Origin of the sequence: Streptomyces sp. NPDC015346 (genome assembly GCF_043078785.1) — a bacterium.
In the GTDB taxonomy this organism is placed as follows: Bacteria; Actinomycetota; Actinomycetes; order Streptomycetales; family Streptomycetaceae; genus Streptomyces.
Genome location: NZ_JBIBTW010000003.1, coordinates 625744 through 642882, shown reverse-complemented (window position 1 = coordinate 642882; position 17139 = coordinate 625744). Strand labels below are relative to the sequence as shown.

Below are 17139 nucleotides of genomic sequence, written 5' to 3'. Positions count from 1 at the left end.
CTAGACGCCGAAGTCCCGCAGTGCGGCGAGGTATTCGTCCGGCTTGGAGGCGTGGATCAGGTGGCCGGCCTCGATCGTGACGTGCCGGGCACCGGGGATCCGCCCGGCCAGCCACGCGAGCTGTTCCTGCGGGAGGTGGCTGCTCTCGCCGCCGCCGAGGACGAGGGTGGGGGCGGTGACGGCGGGCAGCTCCTCCTGCCAGGCCGGGTCGGGCGCGTTCAGCTGGGCGTCGGTCGCCAGGACCACCTCCCAGTCGAGTGCGAGCGGCCCGTCCGGGCGGTCGGCCGGGGCACGCGGCGGGTCGAGCGGGAAGAAGGCCGGGGAGTCCTCCAGGACGAGCCGGCCGATCAGGTCCGGCTCCCGCTGGGCCAGCAGGCAGGCCGCCGCGCCGCCCATGGAGTGGCCGACGACGGTGGCGCCGCTCAGCCCGAGCGCCTTGAGGAAGCCGCGCAGCTCGTCGCGGAACACGTCGAAGCCGTAGTGGCCGGGCCGGTCGCTCAGCCCGTGCCCGCGCAGATCGACGGCGTACACCCGCCGGTCCGTGGCCAGTTCCCCGGCGACACGTGTCCAGTCGGCGCTGCTCCCGCCCCGGCCGTGGACCAGGACGACGGGCGGGGCGCCCTCCTCGCCCCACACCCGGTACGCGAGACGGACCCCGTCGATCACGACCGTACGGACCTCCGGGTCGAGGAAGGCGGCGACCGGACGGACGAAAGCGCCCGGGTCGTCCACCCAGGGGAAGTGTCCGGCGCGCGGCTGCACCACCAGCTCGGCGGCGGGGAAGAACACCGCCTGCTCGGCCGCCTTCGCCGGGGTCGGGGCCGCGTCGTACTCCCCCGCGAGGACCAGGACGGGCGCGGTGAGCGCGGTGAGCGCGGCCCGGGTCGCCTTCGGATCGTAGGCGCCGGGCCCGTGGTAGGCGGCCATCGCCTCCGCGTGGATCTGCCCGGCGGCGGCCGCGGCGTGCTCCTGTGCGGCCTCGTCCCAACGCCCGTAGCCGAACGGGCCGATGATCTCCAGGACCTCGGGCAGCGAGGTGTCGGGGCCGAGGGTCGCCAGGGCGGCCCGGGACGCGGCGTACCAGGGCTGGTCCGCGAAGACCTCGACGGCCTCGTCCCACTCCTCGTCGGTGGTGTCGACGCCGACGGCCCGCAGGCCGGCGGTGACCAGGACCAGGGAGCGCACCCGTTCGGGGTGCGCCGCCGCGTAGAGGGTCGCGAGGTTCCCGGCGCCGGAGTGCGCCAGCAGGTCCATCCGCTCCAGGCCGAGGTGGGCCCGGAGCGCCTCGACGTCGGCCACCTGCCGGTCACAGCGGTACGTGCGCGGGTCGGTGGGCGTCCCACTGGCGCCGACGCCGCGCGGGTCGAGCACGATCAGCGTCCGGTGGGCGGTGAGTCCGCCGAGGTCGCCGAGGTACGCGGAGTCGCGCATCGGTCCGCCGGGCAGGCAGACCAGCGGCTCCCCTTCTCCCCTGGTGTGATAGGCGAGTTGGGTTCCGTCGTACGTGGCGAAGTGGGGCATGGCGTCGATCCTGCTCGCCCGTCGACGATCTTCGCAACCGTGTTCGCCGACGGCGCGATACGGTGGTGTGTCCACCCCTACCGGCGAAGGAACCGCACCACCATGTCTTCCGAGACCCTCCGAGGCGACTGCGCGAACTGCTTCGGGCTCTGCTGCGTGGCGCTTCCCTTCGCCAGGTCGGCGGACTTCGCCGTGGACAAGTCCTCCGGCGAGCCGTGCCGGAACCTCGGCGAGGACTTCCGCTGCTCGATCCACACGAGGCTGCGGCCGAGCGGCTTCTCCGGCTGCACGGTCTACGACTGCTTCGGCGCGGGCCAGAAGGTCTCGCAGGTCACCTTCGGCGGTGTCTCCTGGCGCGAGGCCCCGGAGACCTCGCGCCGGATGTACGAGGTGTTCCCGGTGATGCGTCAGCTTCACGAGCTGCTGCGCTACCTCACCGAATCGCTCACGCTGCCCGCGGCCCGCTCGCTCCACGGTGAGCTGTGGCGCGCGCTGGCCCGGGTGGAACAGCTCACCGAGGGCACGGCCGACGTCCTGGAGAAGCTGGACGTGGCGGCGGTACGGGGGGAGATCAACCCGCTGCTGCTGAAGACCAGCGCCTTGGTACGGGCGACGGCGGGCGGCAGGGCCAAGAGCCGGCGGGGCGCCGATCTGATCGGCGCCCGGCTGCGCGGGGCGAAGCTGCGTGGCGCGGACCTGCGCGGGGCGCTGCTCATCGCCGCGGACCTGTCGGGCGCGGATCTGACCCTGGCCGACCTGATCGGCGCCGACCTCCGCGACGCCGATCTCTCCGGCGCGGACCTGACCGGCGCCCTGTTCCTCACCCAGCCCCAGCTCAACGCGGCCCGCGGCGACACGGCCACCCGCCTGCCCGAGGGCTTCGAGCGACCGTCCCACTGGAGGTCGGCCTAGGCGCCCACGTAGGCCGCGAGGTGCTCACCGGTGAGGGTGGAGCGGGCGGCGACGAGGTCGGCGGGGGTGCCTTCGAAGACGATCCTGCCGCCGTCGTGGCCCGCGCCGGGGCCGAGGTCGATGATCCAGTCGGCGTGCGCCATGACCGCCTGGTGGTGCTCGACCACGATGACCGACTTGCCGGAGTCGACGAGCCGGTCGAGCAGACGGAGCAGCTGCTCGACGTCGGCGAGGTGCAGACCGGTGGTCGGCTCGTCGAGGACGTAGACACCGCCCTTGTCGCCCATGTGGGTCGCCAGCTTCAGGCGCTGCCGCTCGCCGCCGGAGAGCGTGGTCAGCGGCTGGCCGATGGTGAGGTAGCCGAGCCCGACGTCGACGAGCCGTTCGAGGATCTTGTGGGCGGCCGGGGTGTGCGCCTCGCCCGAGCGGAAGAACTCCTCGGCCTCGGTCACCGGCATCGCGAGGACCTCGCTGATGTCACGGCCGCCGAGGCGGTATTCGAGCACCGACGCGTCGAACCGCTTGCCCTCGCAGTCCTCGCAGGTCGTGGAGACACCGGCCATCATCCCGAGGTCGGTGTAGATGACGCCCGCGCCGTTGCAGGTGGGGCAGGCGCCCTCGGAGTTGGCGCTGAACAGCGCCGGCTTCACGCCGTTGGCCTTGGCGAACGCCTTGCGGATCGGGTCGAGCAGTCCGGTGTACGTCGCCGGGTTGCTGCGCCGCGAGCCCTTGATCGGACTCTGGTCGACCGAGATCACCCCGGCGTCGGCGGGGACCGACCCGTGCACGAGCGAGCTCTTGCCGGAGCCGGCGACGCCGGTGATGACGGTGAGCACCCCGAGCGGGATGTCGACGTCGACCTTCCGCAGGTTGTTCGCCGTCGCGCCGCGGATCTCCAGGGCGCCCGTGGACTTCCGTACGGTCTCCTTGACCGCCGCCCGGTCGTCGAGGTGCCGGCCGGTGATCGTGCCGGAGGCCCGCAGCCCGTCCAGGGTGCCCTCGAAGCAGACGGCGCCGCCCGCCTGCCCCGCGCCGGGACCGAGGTCCACGACATGGTCGGCGATCGCGATCATCTCCGGCTTGTGCTCCACGACGAGGACGGTGTTGCCCTTGTCCCGCAGGCGCAGCAGCAGGTCGTTCATGCGCTGGATGTCGTGGGGGTGCAGGCCCGCGGTGGGCTCGTCGAAGACGTAGGTGACGTCGGTGAGCGAGGAGCCGAGGTGGCGGATCATCTTGACGCGCTGTGCCTCGCCGCCCGACAGCGTGCCGGCCGGCCGGTCGAGGGCGAGGTAGCCGAGGCCGATCTCCACGAACGAGTCGAGGGTCCGCCGCAGCGAGGCGAGCAGCGGAGCCACCGAGGGTTCGTCGAGGTCGCGCACCCACTCGGCCAGGTCCCTGATCTCCATCGCGCAGACGTCGGCGATGCTCTTGCGCTTGATCTTCGACGACCTGGCTCCCTCGCTGAGGCGGGTGCCGTCGCACTCGGGGCAGGTGGTGAAGGTGACCGCCCGCTCCACGAACGCCCGGATGTGCGGCTGCAGCGCCTCCTTGTCCTTGGACAGGAAGGACTTCTGGATCTTCGGGATCAGGCCCTCGTAGGTGAGGTTGATGCCATTGACCTTGACCTTGACCGGCTCCCCGTAGAGGAAGGCGTGCATCTCCTTCTTGGTGTACCGCCGGATCGGCTTGTCCGGGTCGACGAAGCCGGACTGGGCGTAGACCTGCACGGTCCACTGGCTGTCCGACTTCCAGCCGGGGATGGTGAACGCGCCCTCGGCGAGCGACTTGGAGTCGTCGTAGAGCTGGGTGAGGTCGATGTCGGAGACGGTGCCCCGGCCCTCGCAGCGGGTGCACATGCCGCCGGTCCGCTGGAAGGTCGCCTTCTGCGCCTTGGTCCTGTCGCCGCGCTCGACGGTGATCGCGCCGCTCGCCCGGACCGAGGCGGTGTTGAAGGAGTACGCGCTGGGCGGGCCGATGTGCGGCTTGGCGAGCCGGCTGAAGAGGATGCGCAGCATGGCGTGGGCGTCGGTGGCGGTGCCGACCGTGGAGCGCGGGTCGGCGCCCATCCGGCTCTGGTCGACGCTGATGACCGTGGTCAGCCCGTCGAGGACGTCGACCTCGGGGCGCGCGAGGGCGGGCATGAAGCCCTGCACGAAGGCGCTGTACGTCTCGTTGATCAGCCGCTGCGACTCCGCGGCGATCGTGTCGAACACCAGCGAGCTCTTGCCCGAGCCGGAGACCCCGGTGAAGACCGTCAGCCTGCGCTTCGGTATCTCGATGCTGACGTCCTTGAGATTGTTCTCGCGCGCGCCGACCACGCGGATCAGGTCGTGGCTGTCGGCGGCGTGCGGCGCGGGCGGCCGTGTGTCGGTCCTCGTGGCCCTGCTCATATCTCTCCTCTGTGGCGGCTGTGCGATGTCGCGGCCCGGGCGGCGCGGGACCGGAGTCAGTGCCCGCGGGGCTGGTTGAAGCGCAGCATGTTGCCGGCGGGATCGCGGAAGGCGCAGTCGCGGACGCCGTACGGCTGGTCCATGGGCTCCTGCAGCACCTCGGCGCCCGCGGCGCTGATCCGTTCGAAGGTGGCGTCGACGTCGTCGGTGCGGAAGATGACCCCGCGCAGGAGGCCCTTCGCCAGGAGTTCCGCCATGGCCTCCTTGTCGGCGGGCGAGGAGTTCGGGTCGGCGAGCGGCGGCTCCAGCACGATCTCGACGTCGGGCTGTGACGGCGAGCCGACCGTCACCCAGCGCATGCCCTCGAACCCGACGTCGTTGCGCACCTCCAGGCCGAGGACGTCCCGGTAGAAGGAGAGCGCCTTGTCGTGGTCGTCGACGGCGATGAAGCACTGTGAAAGCGTGATGTCCATGCGTACGACGCTACGGTCGGGGGGAGGGTTTCGCTTCTCCATTCCTGACCGGTCGTGTGTGGATCTTGGCGACGCAGGCCGGGATGCCGGCGCCCGCTTCGTGGTCGCGGGCCCGGTAGGCGCTCGGGCTCTCGCCGACCAGCTCGGTGAAGCGCGAGCTGAACGATCCCAGTGACGTACAGCCGACGGCGAAGCAGACCTCCGTGACCGTCATGTCACCGCGTCGAAGCAGCGCCTTGGCCCGCTCGATCCGGCGCGTCATCAGATAGCTGTACGGCGTCTCGCCGAAGGCGGCGCGGAAGCTCCGGGAGAAGTGGCCCGGCGACATGAGGGCGACGCGCGCCAGCGCCGGCACGTCGAGCGGCTCGGCGTACTCGCGGTCCATCAGGTCACGGGCCCGGCGCAGCCGGACGAGGTCTTCCAAGGTCACGCCACCACCATCCCACAGCGCCGAGTCGCCGGAGTGGTCGTCGTGGAGGTCGGCCCGCCAGGCCCGGAACGGCCACTTTGGGTAGCGTGGAGGACGTCATGAGTCACCTCCTTCCGCGAAGGACGGCCCCATGGAACCTCTCGTCTCGCCGGTCAATTCACACAACGAGTGGGATCCGCTGGAGGAGATCGTCGTCGGGCGTCTCGACGGCGCGACGATTCCCTTCAGACATCCGGTGGTGTCCTGCAACATCCCGCGGTGGGCGGCGCGCTTCCAGGGGCTCGCCGCCGGGTCCCGGTTCCCGCGCATGCTGATCGAGCCGGCCCAGCGGGAGCTCGACCAGTTCGTCACGCTGCTCGGATCGCTCGGCGTCACGGTCAGGCGGCCGGAGGCGGTCGACCACCGGCGGCGTTTCAGCACGCCCGGCTGGAAGTCGCGCGGCTTCGGCAACACCTGTCCGCGTGACAGCATGCTGGTGATCGGCGACGAGATCATCGAGACTCCGATGGCGTGGCCGTGCCGGTATTTCGAGACCCACTCCTATCGGCCGATCCTCAAGGATTATTTCCGGCGCGGTGCGCGCTGGACGGCGGCGCCGAAGCCCGAGCTCAGCGACGCCCTGTTCCAGCAGCGTTTCTCCGTCCCCGGGGCCGACGAGCCGATGCGCTACATCCTCACCGAATTCGAGCCGGTGTTCGACGCGGCGGATTTTGTACGTGCGGGCCGGGACATCTTCGTGACGAGGAGCAATGTCACCAACGGCTCGGGCATCGAGTGGCTGCGCCGCCATCTCGGACCCGAGTACCGCGTCCACGAGATCGAGAGCCGCTGCCGCGCGCCCATGCACATCGACACGACCTTCCTGCCGCTCGCGCCCGGCAAGGTGCTGGTCAACCCCGAATATATCGACGTCGACCGGCTGCCCTCCATCCTCAGCTCGTGGGACGTGCTGATCGCACCGCAGCCGGACCCGATCAAGGGGCCCCTGCTCAAGCTCACCTCGATGTGCGGCAAATGGCTCAGCATGAACGTGCTCGTGATCGACGGCAAACGCGTCATCGCGGAGCGGCACCACACCGCCATGCTGCGCGCGCTGGAGTCATGGGGGTTCGAGCCGATCCCGTGCGACCTTCTGCACTACGCCCCGTTCGGAGGCTCGTTCCACTGCGCGACGCTCGACGTCCGGCGTCGCGGCACCCTGGAGTCCTACTTCTCCTGACCCTCAGACGCCCTCGGGGGCGTAGACGTACGGCGTCGTCGTGGTGAGGGCCGCGAAGCCGAGGCGGGCGAGGATCGGGCGGCTGGTGTCGGCCGCGTCGACCTGGACGAAGCGGTGGCCGCGCTCGATCGCGAGCCGGGTCCGGTAGGCGACCAGGGCGCGGTAGAGGCCCCTGCCCCGCCATGGCTCGACCGTGCCGCCGCCCCAGAGTCCGGCGAAGTCGGTGCCGGGGTACAGCTCGAGACGGGCGGCGCTCACGGGTTCGCCGCCCGCCGTCGCGACCACCGCGGCGACGGTGTCCGGCGCCGTCGCCAGCTGGTCGAGGAGCCGGCGGCCGATGTGGGAGCTGTCGCCGCCGAAGGCCCGGTCGTGGACCTCGGTCACCAGCTTCACCCCGGCCGCGTCGGTGATGGGGACCAGTTCGACGCCGTCCGGCAGTTCGACGGTCGTGGGCAGCGCGGCCGCGTCGGCGATCATCAGGGTCTCCCGCTCCTCGGCGGTGAACCCGGCCGCGAGCAGCCGCTCCGCGAGGTCCGCGGGGCCGTCGTGTCCGTACACCTTCCACTCGAAGGCGCGGCCGAGTGCGGTGAAGTGGCGGATCTGCTCCGCGATGACCGCGTCGGCGCCGGCCTCGTCGAGGCCGGACCAGAGGATGCCGTTCCAGGCGTGGGACGGCCCCGTCTGGCGTACGACGGGGCCGGTGCGCTCGATGCGGCTGCCGGGCGTGTCGGAGCGGGCGCCCCGCCGCATCTGGCGGTCGAACAGGGCGAGTGTCGCGGTGTGGTCCATGCGGGCACTCCACCACCGCCCCTCCCGGGGCGGCAAACGATTTCCCGACGTGTCTACGCCTGCTCGGGGGCGTGCCGCAGCGGGGTGAGCTGTTCGATGTCGTAGCGGCGGCGGAGCGCCTCGACGGCCGCGTGGTCGACCTCCCCTCCCGAGCCGAGGATCTCCATCAGCTCCTCGAAGTACCGCTCGTGGTCCGGCGGCGGGGAGGCCTGGAAGAGCATCCGGGCCGGCTCTCCCGTCGGGTTCGCGAACGCGTGGGGGCAGCCCGGCGGTACGAGGATCAGGGTGCCGGGTCTCGCCCGTACGACGCGCTCGCCGGAGGCGGACTCCCAGTCGCGCCAGCGGTCCGGGGTGCGGACGAGCGGTTCGAAGGCGAGGACGTCCAGCTCGCCTTCGAGGAGGTAGAAGAGTTCCTCGCTGTGGCCGTGGGTGTGGGCGCCCACGTCGAAGCCGGGCGGGACCTCGACCTCGAAGGTGGAGGCGGTCGGGGTGTGCTCGCCGGTGACCTTGAACGTCACCCGCTGGGCGGCGGTCGTCAGCGTCTTGCCGTGGCCGGGCGGCACGACCAGGCCGTCCGCGGGCCGGATCGTCGTCATCGCGCTCTGTGTCCTCTCACCGGTTCTCTCCTCTCACCAGGCGACGGGCAGGGTCTCGGGGCCCCTGATCAGGGCGCCGCGCTGCCACTGGATCTCCTCCTCGGGCACGGCGAGCCGCAGCTCGGGGAACCGCTTCCACAGCGAGTCGAGGAGGATCTCCGACTCGATGCGGGCCAGGGCGGAGCCGGGGCAGTAGTGCGGGCCGTGGCCGAAGGCGACGTGCGGGTTGTAGCCGCGGTCGAAGTCGAGCCGCTCGGGGTCGGGGAAGACGTCCGGGTCGCGGTTGGCGGTCAGGTACGAGACGTAGACCGGGTCGCCGGCCGGGATGAGGACGCCTCCCACCTCGACGTCCTCCATGGCGATCCGGGAGAGGCCCACCGCGTTGCGGTGCGGGATGTAGCGGAGCAGTTCGTCGACCGCCTGCGGCAGCAGCTCGGGTTCGGCGCGGAGCCGGGCGAGGTGCTCGGGGTGGGTGAGGAGCGCGTAGACCATGTTGGCGCTGTTGTTCCGCACGGCGTGCCCGCCGCCGATCTGGATGAGGACCGCGAGACCGACGGCCTCGTGCTCCTCCAGGGTGGCGTCGTCGATGGCGTCGGCGAGGACGGCGACGAGCGTCTCCTTCTCCGTGCCGTGGCTGCGGCCGATGAGGTCGGTGAAGTACTGCCCCATGTCGGCCTTGGCGCGCTCGCTGGCCTCGCGGCCCGCACCCGACGAGATGATCGTGTCGGACCACTGTGCCATCAGCGGCTGGTCGTCCTCCGGTACGCCCATGAGTTCGCTGACCATGGCGAGCGGGAAGGGCCGGTTCACCATCGCCATCAGGTCGGCGGGGGAGCCGTGCTCCGCCATGGCGTCGAGCAGACGGTCCATGGTGGCCTGCGCGTGGTCGCGCAGGGAGCGCAGGGCGCGGGCGCTGAAGGCCCGGGCCACCACCCGCCGCATCCGGGTGTGGTCGGGCGGGTCGGCGAAACCGACGGCTCCGTCCATGGGGATGAAGTGCGGGGCGAGGCGGGTGACCTGGCGTCCCCAGACGGCCTGCCGGCTGAAACGGGGATCGACGGAGACGAACTTGACGTCTTCGTAGCGGGTCACCAGCCAGGCGTGGCCCTCGCCGTTGGGAAGGCGGATCCGGGTGACCGGGTCCTCGTGGAGCAGCTTGGCGAGCAGCGGGTCGAATTCGAGGCCGGTGAGGTCGGGCACGGCCCAGAAGTGGACCTTGGGGGCGTCGGAGGATTCGGGGGTGGCGGTGGTGGTCATGGGCGGCTTTCGCGAGGGCGTGGGACATGACGGCACCGGTGACGGGGACGGACCGGCATGGAGGTCCCCTGCGTCCTCCGGTTTCTCTCCACGTTCCCCTCGCGCACGGAGAATCCGCGCCGGGACGGACAAACACACTCGATCGCGTGAGCGACGGCGTGCGGGACGGGCGACAGGCGCGGGCCCGACGCGCCGGAGCCCCGGGGGTCCACCCGGGGCTCCGCGCGGGCCGGAAGGGTCAGACCCGGTCGGCCACGATCATCAGGTAGTGGAAGCTGCCTTCCTTGTACGCGGTGAGGAACGGGTCCTCGATGCCGGTGGCCACCGAACACTTGGCCCGCAGCTCCCAGTACGGGATCGTCGCCGCCGTCAGGTCGACGACCTGGATGGGCACGAGGTTGTTCTCGGCGAGCGCGCGGAAGTAGGCGCTGCGCGGGTGGATGTTGCAGGTGTAGTGCTCGTCGATCCGGCTGACGGCCTTGGAGCGCAGGCCGGTCACGTCGTTGGAGCAGCCGGTGATGCAGACGTAGCGGCCGCCGTGCTCCAGGAGCCGGGAGAACTCCTCGTAGAGCTCGAAGAGGTCGACGTACATCGTGGTCTCGTTGGTCCAGATGGCCTGGCGCGAGCCGGTGGCGAAGCCGGTGTCGAGCATGTTCCTGAAGTGGAACTTGACCCGGTCGGCGACCCCGCGCTTCTCGGCCTGCGCGTTGGCGAAGTCGACCTGGTACTCGGAGATCGAGACGCCGTCCACGTGGCAGCCGAAGCGCTGCTCGGCCATGATGCTGGTGCCGCCGCGGCCCGAGCCCGCGTCCAGGAGCCGGTCGTTCGGCGTGCGCTCACCCAGATGGTCGAGCAGCAGCTCCGCCTGGGCGGTCTCCAGGCGGTGCAGCTCCTGGATGATCCGGGCGTCCCGGGTGTCCTGCGGTCCGGCGAGGACGGAGGGGTCGTAGTCGCCGATGCCGTAGTGGTGGTGGTAGAGCCCGTCGATCTCGCCGAGCTTCAGGTTCACCGGGTCGTGCTGGTTGGTGTTCCAGTAGCGGGCCACTGACTCCTGATAGGGCGTACGCAGCACGGCGGATGGGGTGGACGTGGTCATGCGTGGGGTTCCTTACCTGGTGTGGTGGGGGACAGAGGGGGGCGGAGCGTGGGGTGTGGCGTCACTCCGTGGTGCGGTACCGGGCGCTGCCGGCGTGCCATTCACGGTTGCCGCCCACCCAGGCCCAGGTTCCGGCCAGGAAGCGGGCCAGCTGCGGGGAGCCGCTGCGGGCGAGGACGGCCGCCTCGGCCTCGAAGGTGTGCATCAGCTCGTCGTGGATGAGGACGCTCTGCTCGACGGCCTCCTCCATCGAGCACTCCTCCTCGGCCGCGATCAGCATGGGCAGGCTGAAGTCCGTGGGGTCTTCCTTGCCCATCGAGTAGAGGTCGTTCATGAGGACGGTCGCCGTGCCGGCCAGATTGAACGCGCGGCGCACCCGGGGGTCGGAGAACTCGGCCATCGGCACCTCGTAGCCGGCGATGGCGTCGACGAGGACCATGCACGGGATGAAGCTGTTCTCGTGCCGGTGGGTGAGGTACTCCCAGACGGGCGGGCGCTGCCCGGTGGTGTGCCAGACGCCTTCCTGGTTGTACGCGACGAACATGATGGCCAGTTCGTGGCGGAGCCGGCGCACCTGGGTCGTCGAGACGTACTGGGCGAGGTTGTCCAGGGCGGACCGCAGGGCCATCGCCACCGGGTCCTTGCGGACGGCCTCCTCCAACTGCGGCGCGTAGCGCAGCGGAAGCTGTGCCTGGTCGATCACCGAGTGGCAGATGGCGAGGCGTTGGCCGAGGACGTCGTGCCGGGGTTCCTCGACCTCGCAGTCGACGATGTGATCGTCCACCGCCCATTCCGACAGTCCGCACTTGGCCGCCGCGAGGAGCCTTTCGGGGTCGTCGGACTCGGGGTGGGCGAGCATCATCAGCCGGCCGAAGTTGGCCGAGCGGACCTTGTCGAGGTGGCCGGGGTAGATGCCGACCTCCTCCGCCCACAGCACGAGGCGCTCGTTGACGAACTCGCCGAGGGCGGGGTCGTCGCGGACGGCGGGCGGGCAGTAGAGCGTGGGTACGCCCTTGGGCGGCGGCGTCCCCGTGGCCGGCCCCGCGGCTCCCGCGGCTCCCGCGGCCGCCGTGCCGGCCCGCGGCCGCTCGGTGATCCGGGTGGCGATCCGGGCGGCGGAGGTGCCGAGCCCGGTCGGCCCTCCCGGAACAGCTCCGGCGGTTGCGGGAGCGGCGGGGCGGAGGGCGGCCGGGGGCGCGGCGGAGGGGGACGGCTGCGGGATCAGGAACCGCGCGGCCGAGGTGCCGAGGCCGGTGGGCCCCGGCGAGAGGGTTCCCACGGCCGTCGGCGACGGCGTCGCCCCGAACAGGTCGGGCCGCCCCGGCCGTACGGGATCGGAGAGCACCGCGTCGATCAGCGCCGCCACGTCGTGGGAGCCCGCGGCGGCGGCCATGCGGGAGAGCACGGACACGGCTCAGCCCCCGTTCCCGCTCGCCGGGCTCGTCGGGAGGTGAGGGTCAGGCACGCGGACGCACCTCGACGTTCTCCAGGATGCCGATCGCGTCCGGGACGAGAACGGCGGCCGAGTAGTAGGTGGAGACGAGGTAGGAGATGATCGCCTTCTCGTCGATCCCCATGAACCGGCAGTTGAGGCCGGGCTCGATCTCGTCGGGAAGTCCGGTCTGGTAGAGGCCGATGACCCCTTCGTTGTTCTCGCCGGTACGGACGGCGATGATCGAGGAGATCTGGTGCTCGCTGACCGGGATCTTGCCGCAGGGCAGGATCGGGACTCCGCGCCAGGCGGGGATGGCGTGGCCGTCCACCTCGACGGAGCGGAGCATGAGCCCCCGCTTGTTGCACTCCTTGCCGAAGGCGGCGATGGCGCGGGGGTGGGCGAAGAAGTACTGGGTGCCGCGGCGCATGCTCAGCAGGTCGTCGAGGTCGTCCGGCGTGGGCGGTCCCGACTGGGTCTGGATGCGCTGGTCGTAGTCGGTGTTGTTGAGGAGGCCGAACTCCGGGTTGTTCACCAGTTCGAACTCCTGGCGCTCCCGGAGCTCCTGGATGGTCAGGCGCAACTGCTGCTGCGTCTGGTTCATCGGCTGGTTGTAGAGGTCGGCGACGCGGCTGTGGACCTTGAGCACGGTCTGGGCGACGCTCAGCTCGTACTCGCGGGGCTTGAGTTCGTAGTCCGCGAAGGCACCGGGCAGCACGGTCTCGCCGCGGTGTCCGGCGCTGAGCTCGATCGCCGCCTCGCCCGCCTTGTTGGTGGGCCGGCGGTGTCCGTTGGAGCCGAGGTTCTGGACGTGGGCGCGCAGGTTGTCGTACTGGTCGGCGACGGCCTTGTACGCGGTCTGGGGCAGGGCCAGGATCGTGACCGCGGTCACCGCCTTGGCCGAGAACTCCCACTTCCCGTCACCGGCGAGGATCTGGCCGCCGAAGGTGTCGCCGTCGCCGAGCCGGCCGAGGAGGGTCTCGTCACCGTACTTGCCGGTGCCGATCTTCTCGACCTTGCCGTGGGCGATGAGGTAGACGTGGTCGGCCTTCTTGCCGGCGTGCACGATCACCTGGCCGGGTTCGTACTCCTTCTGCACGAACCGGTCGGCGAGCGCGCCCAGCGCGGTCGGGTCGTCGAATCCGCGCAACAGGGGCAGTTCGGCCAGTTCGGCGGGGATGACCTGGACCTTGGAACCGCTCTTCACGAAGGTGACGCGGCCGTCGCCGACCACGTAGGACAGCCGTCGGTTGACCCGGTAGGTGCCGCCGGGGGTGTGCACCCAGGGCAGCTTGCGCAGCAGCCAGCGGGAGCTGATGCCCTGCATCTGGGGTTCGGACTTGGTGGTGGTCGCGAGGTTGCGCGCCGCCGCCGTGCTGAGGCTGAGCTGCACCTGGCGCACCTCGGCGGTGGGGGCGGGGGCGGGCGCGGGGGCCGCCGGCTCTGCGTCGACCGACATGGGCTGACTCCGTTCCTGGGACTCAATGTCGTAGGTCACTCTCCGCGTCCAGGTGTAACGCATGGTTGCCTTTGTCATATGCGTGTGGCGCGGCCGCAGCGGGAGCACTCCGTGCCCGTGGAGCGCCCCCGCAAGCGCCCTGCGCGCTCCGCCGTCCGGGCGACCGGAAAGACGGACCCGCACTCTTGCCAAGAACAGGGTGCGTGCGGATTTACTGACTTCGGGATCTACCGAATGATCGGTAGGTGACCTTCGTACGTAGGGCCGACGGGACGGGAGTGGTGGGCGCATGACGACGGAGCTGCTGGACGAGGGCGAGCGCCTCGGGCGGGCGGAGCTCGAGAGCCTCCAGCTGGAACGGCTGCGGGCCACGCTGCGCCACGCCTACGAGAACGTGGACTTCTACCGGAAGGCCTTCGACGCGGCGGGGCTCACCCCCGACGACTGCCGCTCGCTCGCGGACCTCGCCGCCTTCCCCTTCACCACCAAGGACGATCTGCGCGAGAACTACCCCTTCGGCATGTTCGCCGTCGACCGGTCGCGGGTCCGGCGGATCCACGCCTCCAGCGGCACCACCGGGCGGCCGACCGTCGTCGGCTACACCGACCGCGACCTGGACACCTGGGCCGACGTGGTCGCGCGCTCCCTGCGGGCGGCCGGCGCCAGGCCCGGGCACACGGTCCATGTGGCCTACGGCTACGGTCTCTTCACCGGCGGCCTCGGCGCGCACTACGGCGCGGAGCGGCTCGGCTGCACGGTCATCCCCGCGTCCGGGGGCATGACGGCGCGTCAAGTGCGGCTGATCCAGGACTTCCGGCCCGAGATCATCATGGTGACGCCCTCGTACATGCTGACGCTGCTCGACGAGTTCGAACGCCAGGGCGTCGATCCGCGGTCCACCTCGCTCAAGGTCGGCGTCTTCGGCGCCGAGCCGTGGACCGAGGCGATGCGCCGGGAGATCGAGGAACGGTTCGCGATCGACGCCGTCGACATCTACGGCCTGTCGGAGGTGATCGGTCCCGGCGTCGCCCAGGAGTGCGTGGAGACCAAGGACGGGCTCCACATCTGGGAGGACCACTTCTATCCAGAAGTGGTGGATCCGTTCACCGGCGAGGTGCTGCCGGACGGCGAGCGGGGCGAGCTGGTCTTCACCTCGCTCACCAAGGAGGCCATGCCGGTGATCCGCTACCGCACGCGGGACCTCACCCGGCTCCTGCCGGGCTCGGCCCGGGTGTTCCGGCGGATGGAGAAGGTGACCGGCCGCAGCGACGACATGGTGATCCTGCGCGGGGTGAACCTCTTCCCCACCCAGATCGAGGAGATCGTGCTGCGGACGGCGGGGGTGGCTCCCCACTTCCAGCTGCGGCTGACCCGTGAGGGGCGGCTGGACGCGCTGACGGTACGGGCCGAGGCGCGGCAGGGGGCGACACCCGAGCAGCGCGCCGAGGCGGCCCGGGCCATCGCGGCGGCCTGCAAGGACGGGATCGGGGTCTCGGTCGGCGTCGAGGTGGTGGACCCCGAGACACTCGAACGCTCGGTCGGGAAGATCAAGCGGATCGTGGACCTGCGAGGCGGTCTCCGAGCCCCGCTCCGGGGGGACGCGTAGCCTGGAAGGGAGGAAGGAGGAGGTGGTGGAGATGCTGGCGGACTCGTCCGTGGTCGCGATCGTTCCGGTGAACGACATGGCCCGCGCGAAGCGCTTCTACACCGAGACCCTCGGACTCACCCTGACGAAGGAGTCGCCCGAGGACACCAGGCTGGAGAGCGGTGCCGGCACGGCCATCGGTCTCTACGAGACGCCCTACGGCGGCAAGGCCGAGCACACCCTGGCGAGTTGGAAGGTGGACGACCTCGACGCCGAGATGTCGCAACTGCGGTCCAAGGGTGTGACGTTCGAGGAGTACGACCTGCCCGGGATCAAGACGGTCGACGGCGTCGCCGAGACGGAGACCATGCGGGGCGCCTGGTTCAAGGACAGCGAGGGGAACATCCTCTGCCTGACCGAGGACCGCTGAGCGGTCACCCGTGAGGCGGGAACCGTTCAGGAAGCGGTGAAGCGGTCGCGCAGTTCGCGTTTGAGGATCTTCCCGCTGGCGTTACGGGGCAGCTCGTCCACGAAGAGCACCTTCTTCGGCGCCTTGAAGTGGGCGAGCTTCTCCCGTGCGTGGTCGAGGAGTTCGGCCTCGGTGACCGTGCCCGGCTCGTGGGGGACGACCACGGCGGTGACCGCCTCGATCCAGCGCTCGTCGGGCAGGCCGACGACGGCGACCTCGGCGACGGCCGGGTGGGTGTAGAGGGCGTCCTCGACCTGGCGGGAGGCGACCAGCACTCCCCCGGAGTTGATGACGTCCTTCACGCGGTCCACGACGGTGTAGTAGCCGTCGGCGTCGCGCACGGCGAGGTCGCCGGAGCGGAACCAGCCGTCGCGGAAGGCCTCCCTGCTCTCCCGCGGCTTGTCCCAGTAGCCGTCGCACAACTGCGGTGAGCGGTAGACGACTTCGCCGGGGGTGCCGTCCGGGACCTCTTGGCCGTCCTCGTCGACGACCTTGGCCTCGACGTGCCGGACGGGCCGGCCGCAGGAGTCCATCCGGCCCTCGTGCTCGTCGGGGCCGAGGACCGTGGCCAGCGGGCCGATCTCGGACTGCCCGAAGCAGTTGTAGAACCGCAGCCCCGGCAGCCGGTCGCGCAGCCGCTCCAGGACGGGTACGGGCATGATCGAGGCGCCGTAGTACGCCTTGCGCAGGGCCGACAGATCACGGCTCGCGAACTCGGGGTGGTTCGACAGGCCGATCCACACGGTCGGCGGCGCGAAGAGGCTGTCCGCGCGGCCCGCCTCGATCAGATCGAAGAGGACGGCCGGATCGGGGCCGTCGACGATGGTGTTCTCGGCGCCCACCGCGAGATACGGCAGCAGGAAGACGTGCATCTGCGCGGAGTGGTAGAGCGGCAGTGAGTGGACCGGCCTGTCGTCCTCGCGCAGGTCGAGCGCGTCGATGGCGCTGTCGTACTCGTGGACCAGGGCGCGGTGGGTCATCCGGGCGCCCTTGGGCAGGGCCGTCGTTCCCGAGGTGTAGAGCAGCTGGACGTACTCGCGGGCGTCACGGTCGGTGTCGTACGTGTCCGGCTCGGCGAGGGCCGCGAGGAACGAGTCGTCGGTGTCGCGCAGCGGCCGCACGGCGAGGCCGGCGGGGACACGGTCCATGAGCGCGGGATCGGCGAGCACGAGCGAACTGCCGGACTGGCGCAGGATGTACGCCAGGTCCTCGCCGGTGAGGTGGTGGTTGACCGGGACGTGGATCAGGTCCGCCCGGGAGCAGGCGAGGAAGGCGATCAGATACGCGTCGGAGTTGTGGCCGTAGGTCGCGACCCGGGCGCGCTCCTGGAGCCCGTACCGCTCGCGCAGTACGGCGGCGGCGGTGGTCACGGCCGCGTCCAGCTCCGCGTAGGTCCAGGACCGGTCCGCGTACCGTACGGCGATCCGCTCGGGGACGCGCTGCGCGCTCATCCGCAGGACGCCGTCGACGGTGCGGCTCAGGAGTCGTTCCATGGCTGGATCCTCGGTGGG

15 protein-coding genes are annotated in these 17139 nt (G+C 70.9%); 4 read left to right on the top strand and 11 right to left on the bottom strand.

Translation table 11 applies throughout. The annotated features are described in order from the left end of the window. Entirely contained in the window at positions 1-1521 is a 1521-nt protein-coding gene (locus ACF06X_RS13690) for an alpha/beta fold hydrolase (RefSeq protein ID WP_392287433.1), read from the bottom strand. Between the two features lie 102 nt (positions 1522-1623). Between ACF06X_RS13690 and ACF06X_RS13685 the strand changes: the two genes are divergently transcribed. Next, positions 1624-2433 (top strand): pentapeptide repeat-containing protein, encoded by an 810-nt coding sequence (locus ACF06X_RS13685; RefSeq protein WP_392287432.1) that lies wholly within the window; start codon positions 1624-1626, stop codon positions 2431-2433. Here the strand turns inward: ACF06X_RS13685 and ACF06X_RS13680 are convergent. The 3 genes from ACF06X_RS13680 to ACF06X_RS13670 are packed head-to-tail and all read right to left on the bottom strand — an operon-like array spanning position 2430 to position 5726. Then, positions 2430-4823, bottom strand: a complete 2394-nt coding sequence (locus ACF06X_RS13680) for an ATP-binding cassette domain-containing protein (protein ID WP_392287431.1) — start codon at positions 4821-4823, stop codon at positions 2430-2432. The two genes, ACF06X_RS13685 and ACF06X_RS13680, sit on opposite strands and share 4 nt — an antisense overlap. A gap of 56 nt (positions 4824-4879) precedes the next feature. Continuing rightward, the gene (locus ACF06X_RS13675; RefSeq protein WP_392287430.1) at positions 4880-5296 is read right to left on the bottom strand and encodes a VOC family protein; all 417 of its coding nucleotides are present in this window, start codon (positions 5294-5296) and stop codon (positions 4880-4882) included. 10 nt (positions 5297-5306) lie between these two features. Further along, the gene (locus ACF06X_RS13670) at positions 5307-5726 is read right to left on the bottom strand and encodes a helix-turn-helix domain-containing protein (RefSeq protein WP_392287429.1); all 420 of its coding nucleotides are present in this window, start codon (positions 5724-5726) and stop codon (positions 5307-5309) included. 130 nt (positions 5727-5856) lie between these two features. Between ACF06X_RS13670 and ACF06X_RS13665 the strand changes: the two genes are divergently transcribed. Then, positions 5857-6945, top strand: a complete 1089-nt coding sequence (locus ACF06X_RS13665) for an amidinotransferase (protein WP_392287428.1) — start codon at positions 5857-5859, stop codon at positions 6943-6945. 3 nt (positions 6946-6948) lie between these two features. Here the strand turns inward: ACF06X_RS13665 and ACF06X_RS13660 are convergent, their stop codons facing one another. The 6 genes from ACF06X_RS13660 to ACF06X_RS13635 form a co-directional block, all read right to left on the bottom strand. After that, the gene (locus tag ACF06X_RS13660) at positions 6949-7734 is read right to left on the bottom strand and encodes a GNAT family N-acetyltransferase (protein WP_392287427.1); all 786 of its coding nucleotides are present in this window, start codon (positions 7732-7734) and stop codon (positions 6949-6951) included. A gap of 53 nt (positions 7735-7787) precedes the next feature. Continuing rightward, entirely contained in the window at positions 7788-8330 is a 543-nt protein-coding gene (locus tag ACF06X_RS13655) for a cupin domain-containing protein (RefSeq protein ID WP_392287426.1), read from the bottom strand. Between the two features lie 33 nt (positions 8331-8363). Next, positions 8364-9587 (bottom strand): cytochrome P450, encoded by a 1224-nt coding sequence (locus ACF06X_RS13650; protein WP_392287425.1) that lies wholly within the window; start codon positions 9585-9587, stop codon positions 8364-8366. A 238-nt stretch (positions 9588-9825) separates the two neighbouring features. Beyond that, positions 9826-10683 (bottom strand): geranyl diphosphate 2-C-methyltransferase, encoded by an 858-nt coding sequence (locus tag ACF06X_RS13645; protein ID WP_392287424.1) that lies wholly within the window; start codon positions 10681-10683, stop codon positions 9826-9828. 61 nt (positions 10684-10744) lie between these two features. Continuing rightward, positions 10745-12094 carry a family 2 encapsulin nanocompartment cargo protein terpene cyclase gene (locus ACF06X_RS13640; RefSeq protein WP_392287423.1) on the bottom strand — a complete coding sequence of 450 codons (1350 nt, stop codon included), beginning with the start codon at positions 12092-12094 and terminating at the stop codon, positions 10745-10747. Between the two features lie 46 nt (positions 12095-12140). Beyond that, the gene (locus tag ACF06X_RS13635; protein ID WP_392287422.1) at positions 12141-13574 is read right to left on the bottom strand and encodes a family 2B encapsulin nanocompartment shell protein; all 1434 of its coding nucleotides are present in this window, start codon (positions 13572-13574) and stop codon (positions 12141-12143) included. Between the two features lie 289 nt (positions 13575-13863). Here ACF06X_RS13635 and paaK point away from each other — a divergent pair, with 289 nt between their 5' ends. Together paaK and ACF06X_RS13625 are read left to right on the top strand one after the other, a co-directional pair. After that, positions 13864-15180 carry a phenylacetate--CoA ligase PaaK gene (paaK, locus tag ACF06X_RS13630; protein ID WP_392287421.1) on the top strand — a complete coding sequence of 439 codons (1317 nt, stop codon included), beginning with the start codon at positions 13864-13866 and terminating at the stop codon, positions 15178-15180. Positions 15181-15211: 31 nt separating this feature from the next. Beyond that, complete coding sequence (locus tag ACF06X_RS13625; protein WP_392287701.1) at positions 15212-15589, top strand: VOC family protein; 378 nt, start codon at positions 15212-15214, stop codon at positions 15587-15589. A gap of 26 nt (positions 15590-15615) precedes the next feature. Here the strand turns inward: ACF06X_RS13625 and ACF06X_RS13620 are convergent, their stop codons facing one another. Continuing rightward, positions 15616-17121, bottom strand: a complete 1506-nt coding sequence (locus tag ACF06X_RS13620; RefSeq protein WP_392287420.1) for a fatty acyl-CoA synthetase — start codon at positions 17119-17121, stop codon at positions 15616-15618. Between the last annotated feature and the right edge of the window lie 18 nt (positions 17122-17139).

What these genes read in the sequence shown, in the direction of transcription:
- ACF06X_RS13690 (WP_392287433.1), bottom strand. Translation starts at nt 1,521, where the DNA reads ATGCCCCACTTCGCCACGTACGACGGAACCCAACTCGCCTATCACACC.
- ACF06X_RS13685 (WP_392287432.1), top strand. Translation starts at nt 1,624, where the DNA reads ATGTCTTCCGAGACCCTCCGAGGCGACTGCGCGAACTGCTTCGGGCTC.
- ACF06X_RS13680 (WP_392287431.1), bottom strand. Translation starts at nt 4,823, where the DNA reads ATGAGCAGGGCCACGAGGACCGACACACGGCCGCCCGCGCCGCACGCC.
- ACF06X_RS13675 (WP_392287430.1), bottom strand. Translation starts at nt 5,296, where the DNA reads ATGGACATCACGCTTTCACAGTGCTTCATCGCCGTCGACGACCACGAC.
- ACF06X_RS13665 (WP_392287428.1), top strand. Translation starts at nt 5,857, where the DNA reads ATGGAACCTCTCGTCTCGCCGGTCAATTCACACAACGAGTGGGATCCG.
- ACF06X_RS13660 (WP_392287427.1), bottom strand. Translation starts at nt 7,734, where the DNA reads ATGGACCACACCGCGACACTCGCCCTGTTCGACCGCCAGATGCGGCGG.
- ACF06X_RS13655 (WP_392287426.1), bottom strand. Translation starts at nt 8,330, where the DNA reads ATGACGACGATCCGGCCCGCGGACGGCCTGGTCGTGCCGCCCGGCCAC.
- ACF06X_RS13650 (WP_392287425.1), bottom strand. Translation starts at nt 9,587, where the DNA reads ATGACCACCACCGCCACCCCCGAATCCTCCGACGCCCCCAAGGTCCAC.
- ACF06X_RS13645 (WP_392287424.1), bottom strand. Translation starts at nt 10,683, where the DNA reads ATGACCACGTCCACCCCATCCGCCGTGCTGCGTACGCCCTATCAGGAG.
- ACF06X_RS13635 (WP_392287422.1), bottom strand. Translation starts at nt 13,574, where the DNA reads ATGTCGGTCGACGCAGAGCCGGCGGCCCCCGCGCCCGCCCCCGCCCCC.
- paaK (WP_392287421.1), top strand. Translation starts at nt 13,864, where the DNA reads ATGACGACGGAGCTGCTGGACGAGGGCGAGCGCCTCGGGCGGGCGGAG.
- ACF06X_RS13625 (WP_392287701.1), top strand. Translation starts at nt 15,212, where the DNA reads ATGCTGGCGGACTCGTCCGTGGTCGCGATCGTTCCGGTGAACGACATG.
- ACF06X_RS13620 (WP_392287420.1), bottom strand. Translation starts at nt 17,121, where the DNA reads ATGGAACGACTCCTGAGCCGCACCGTCGACGGCGTCCTGCGGATGAGC.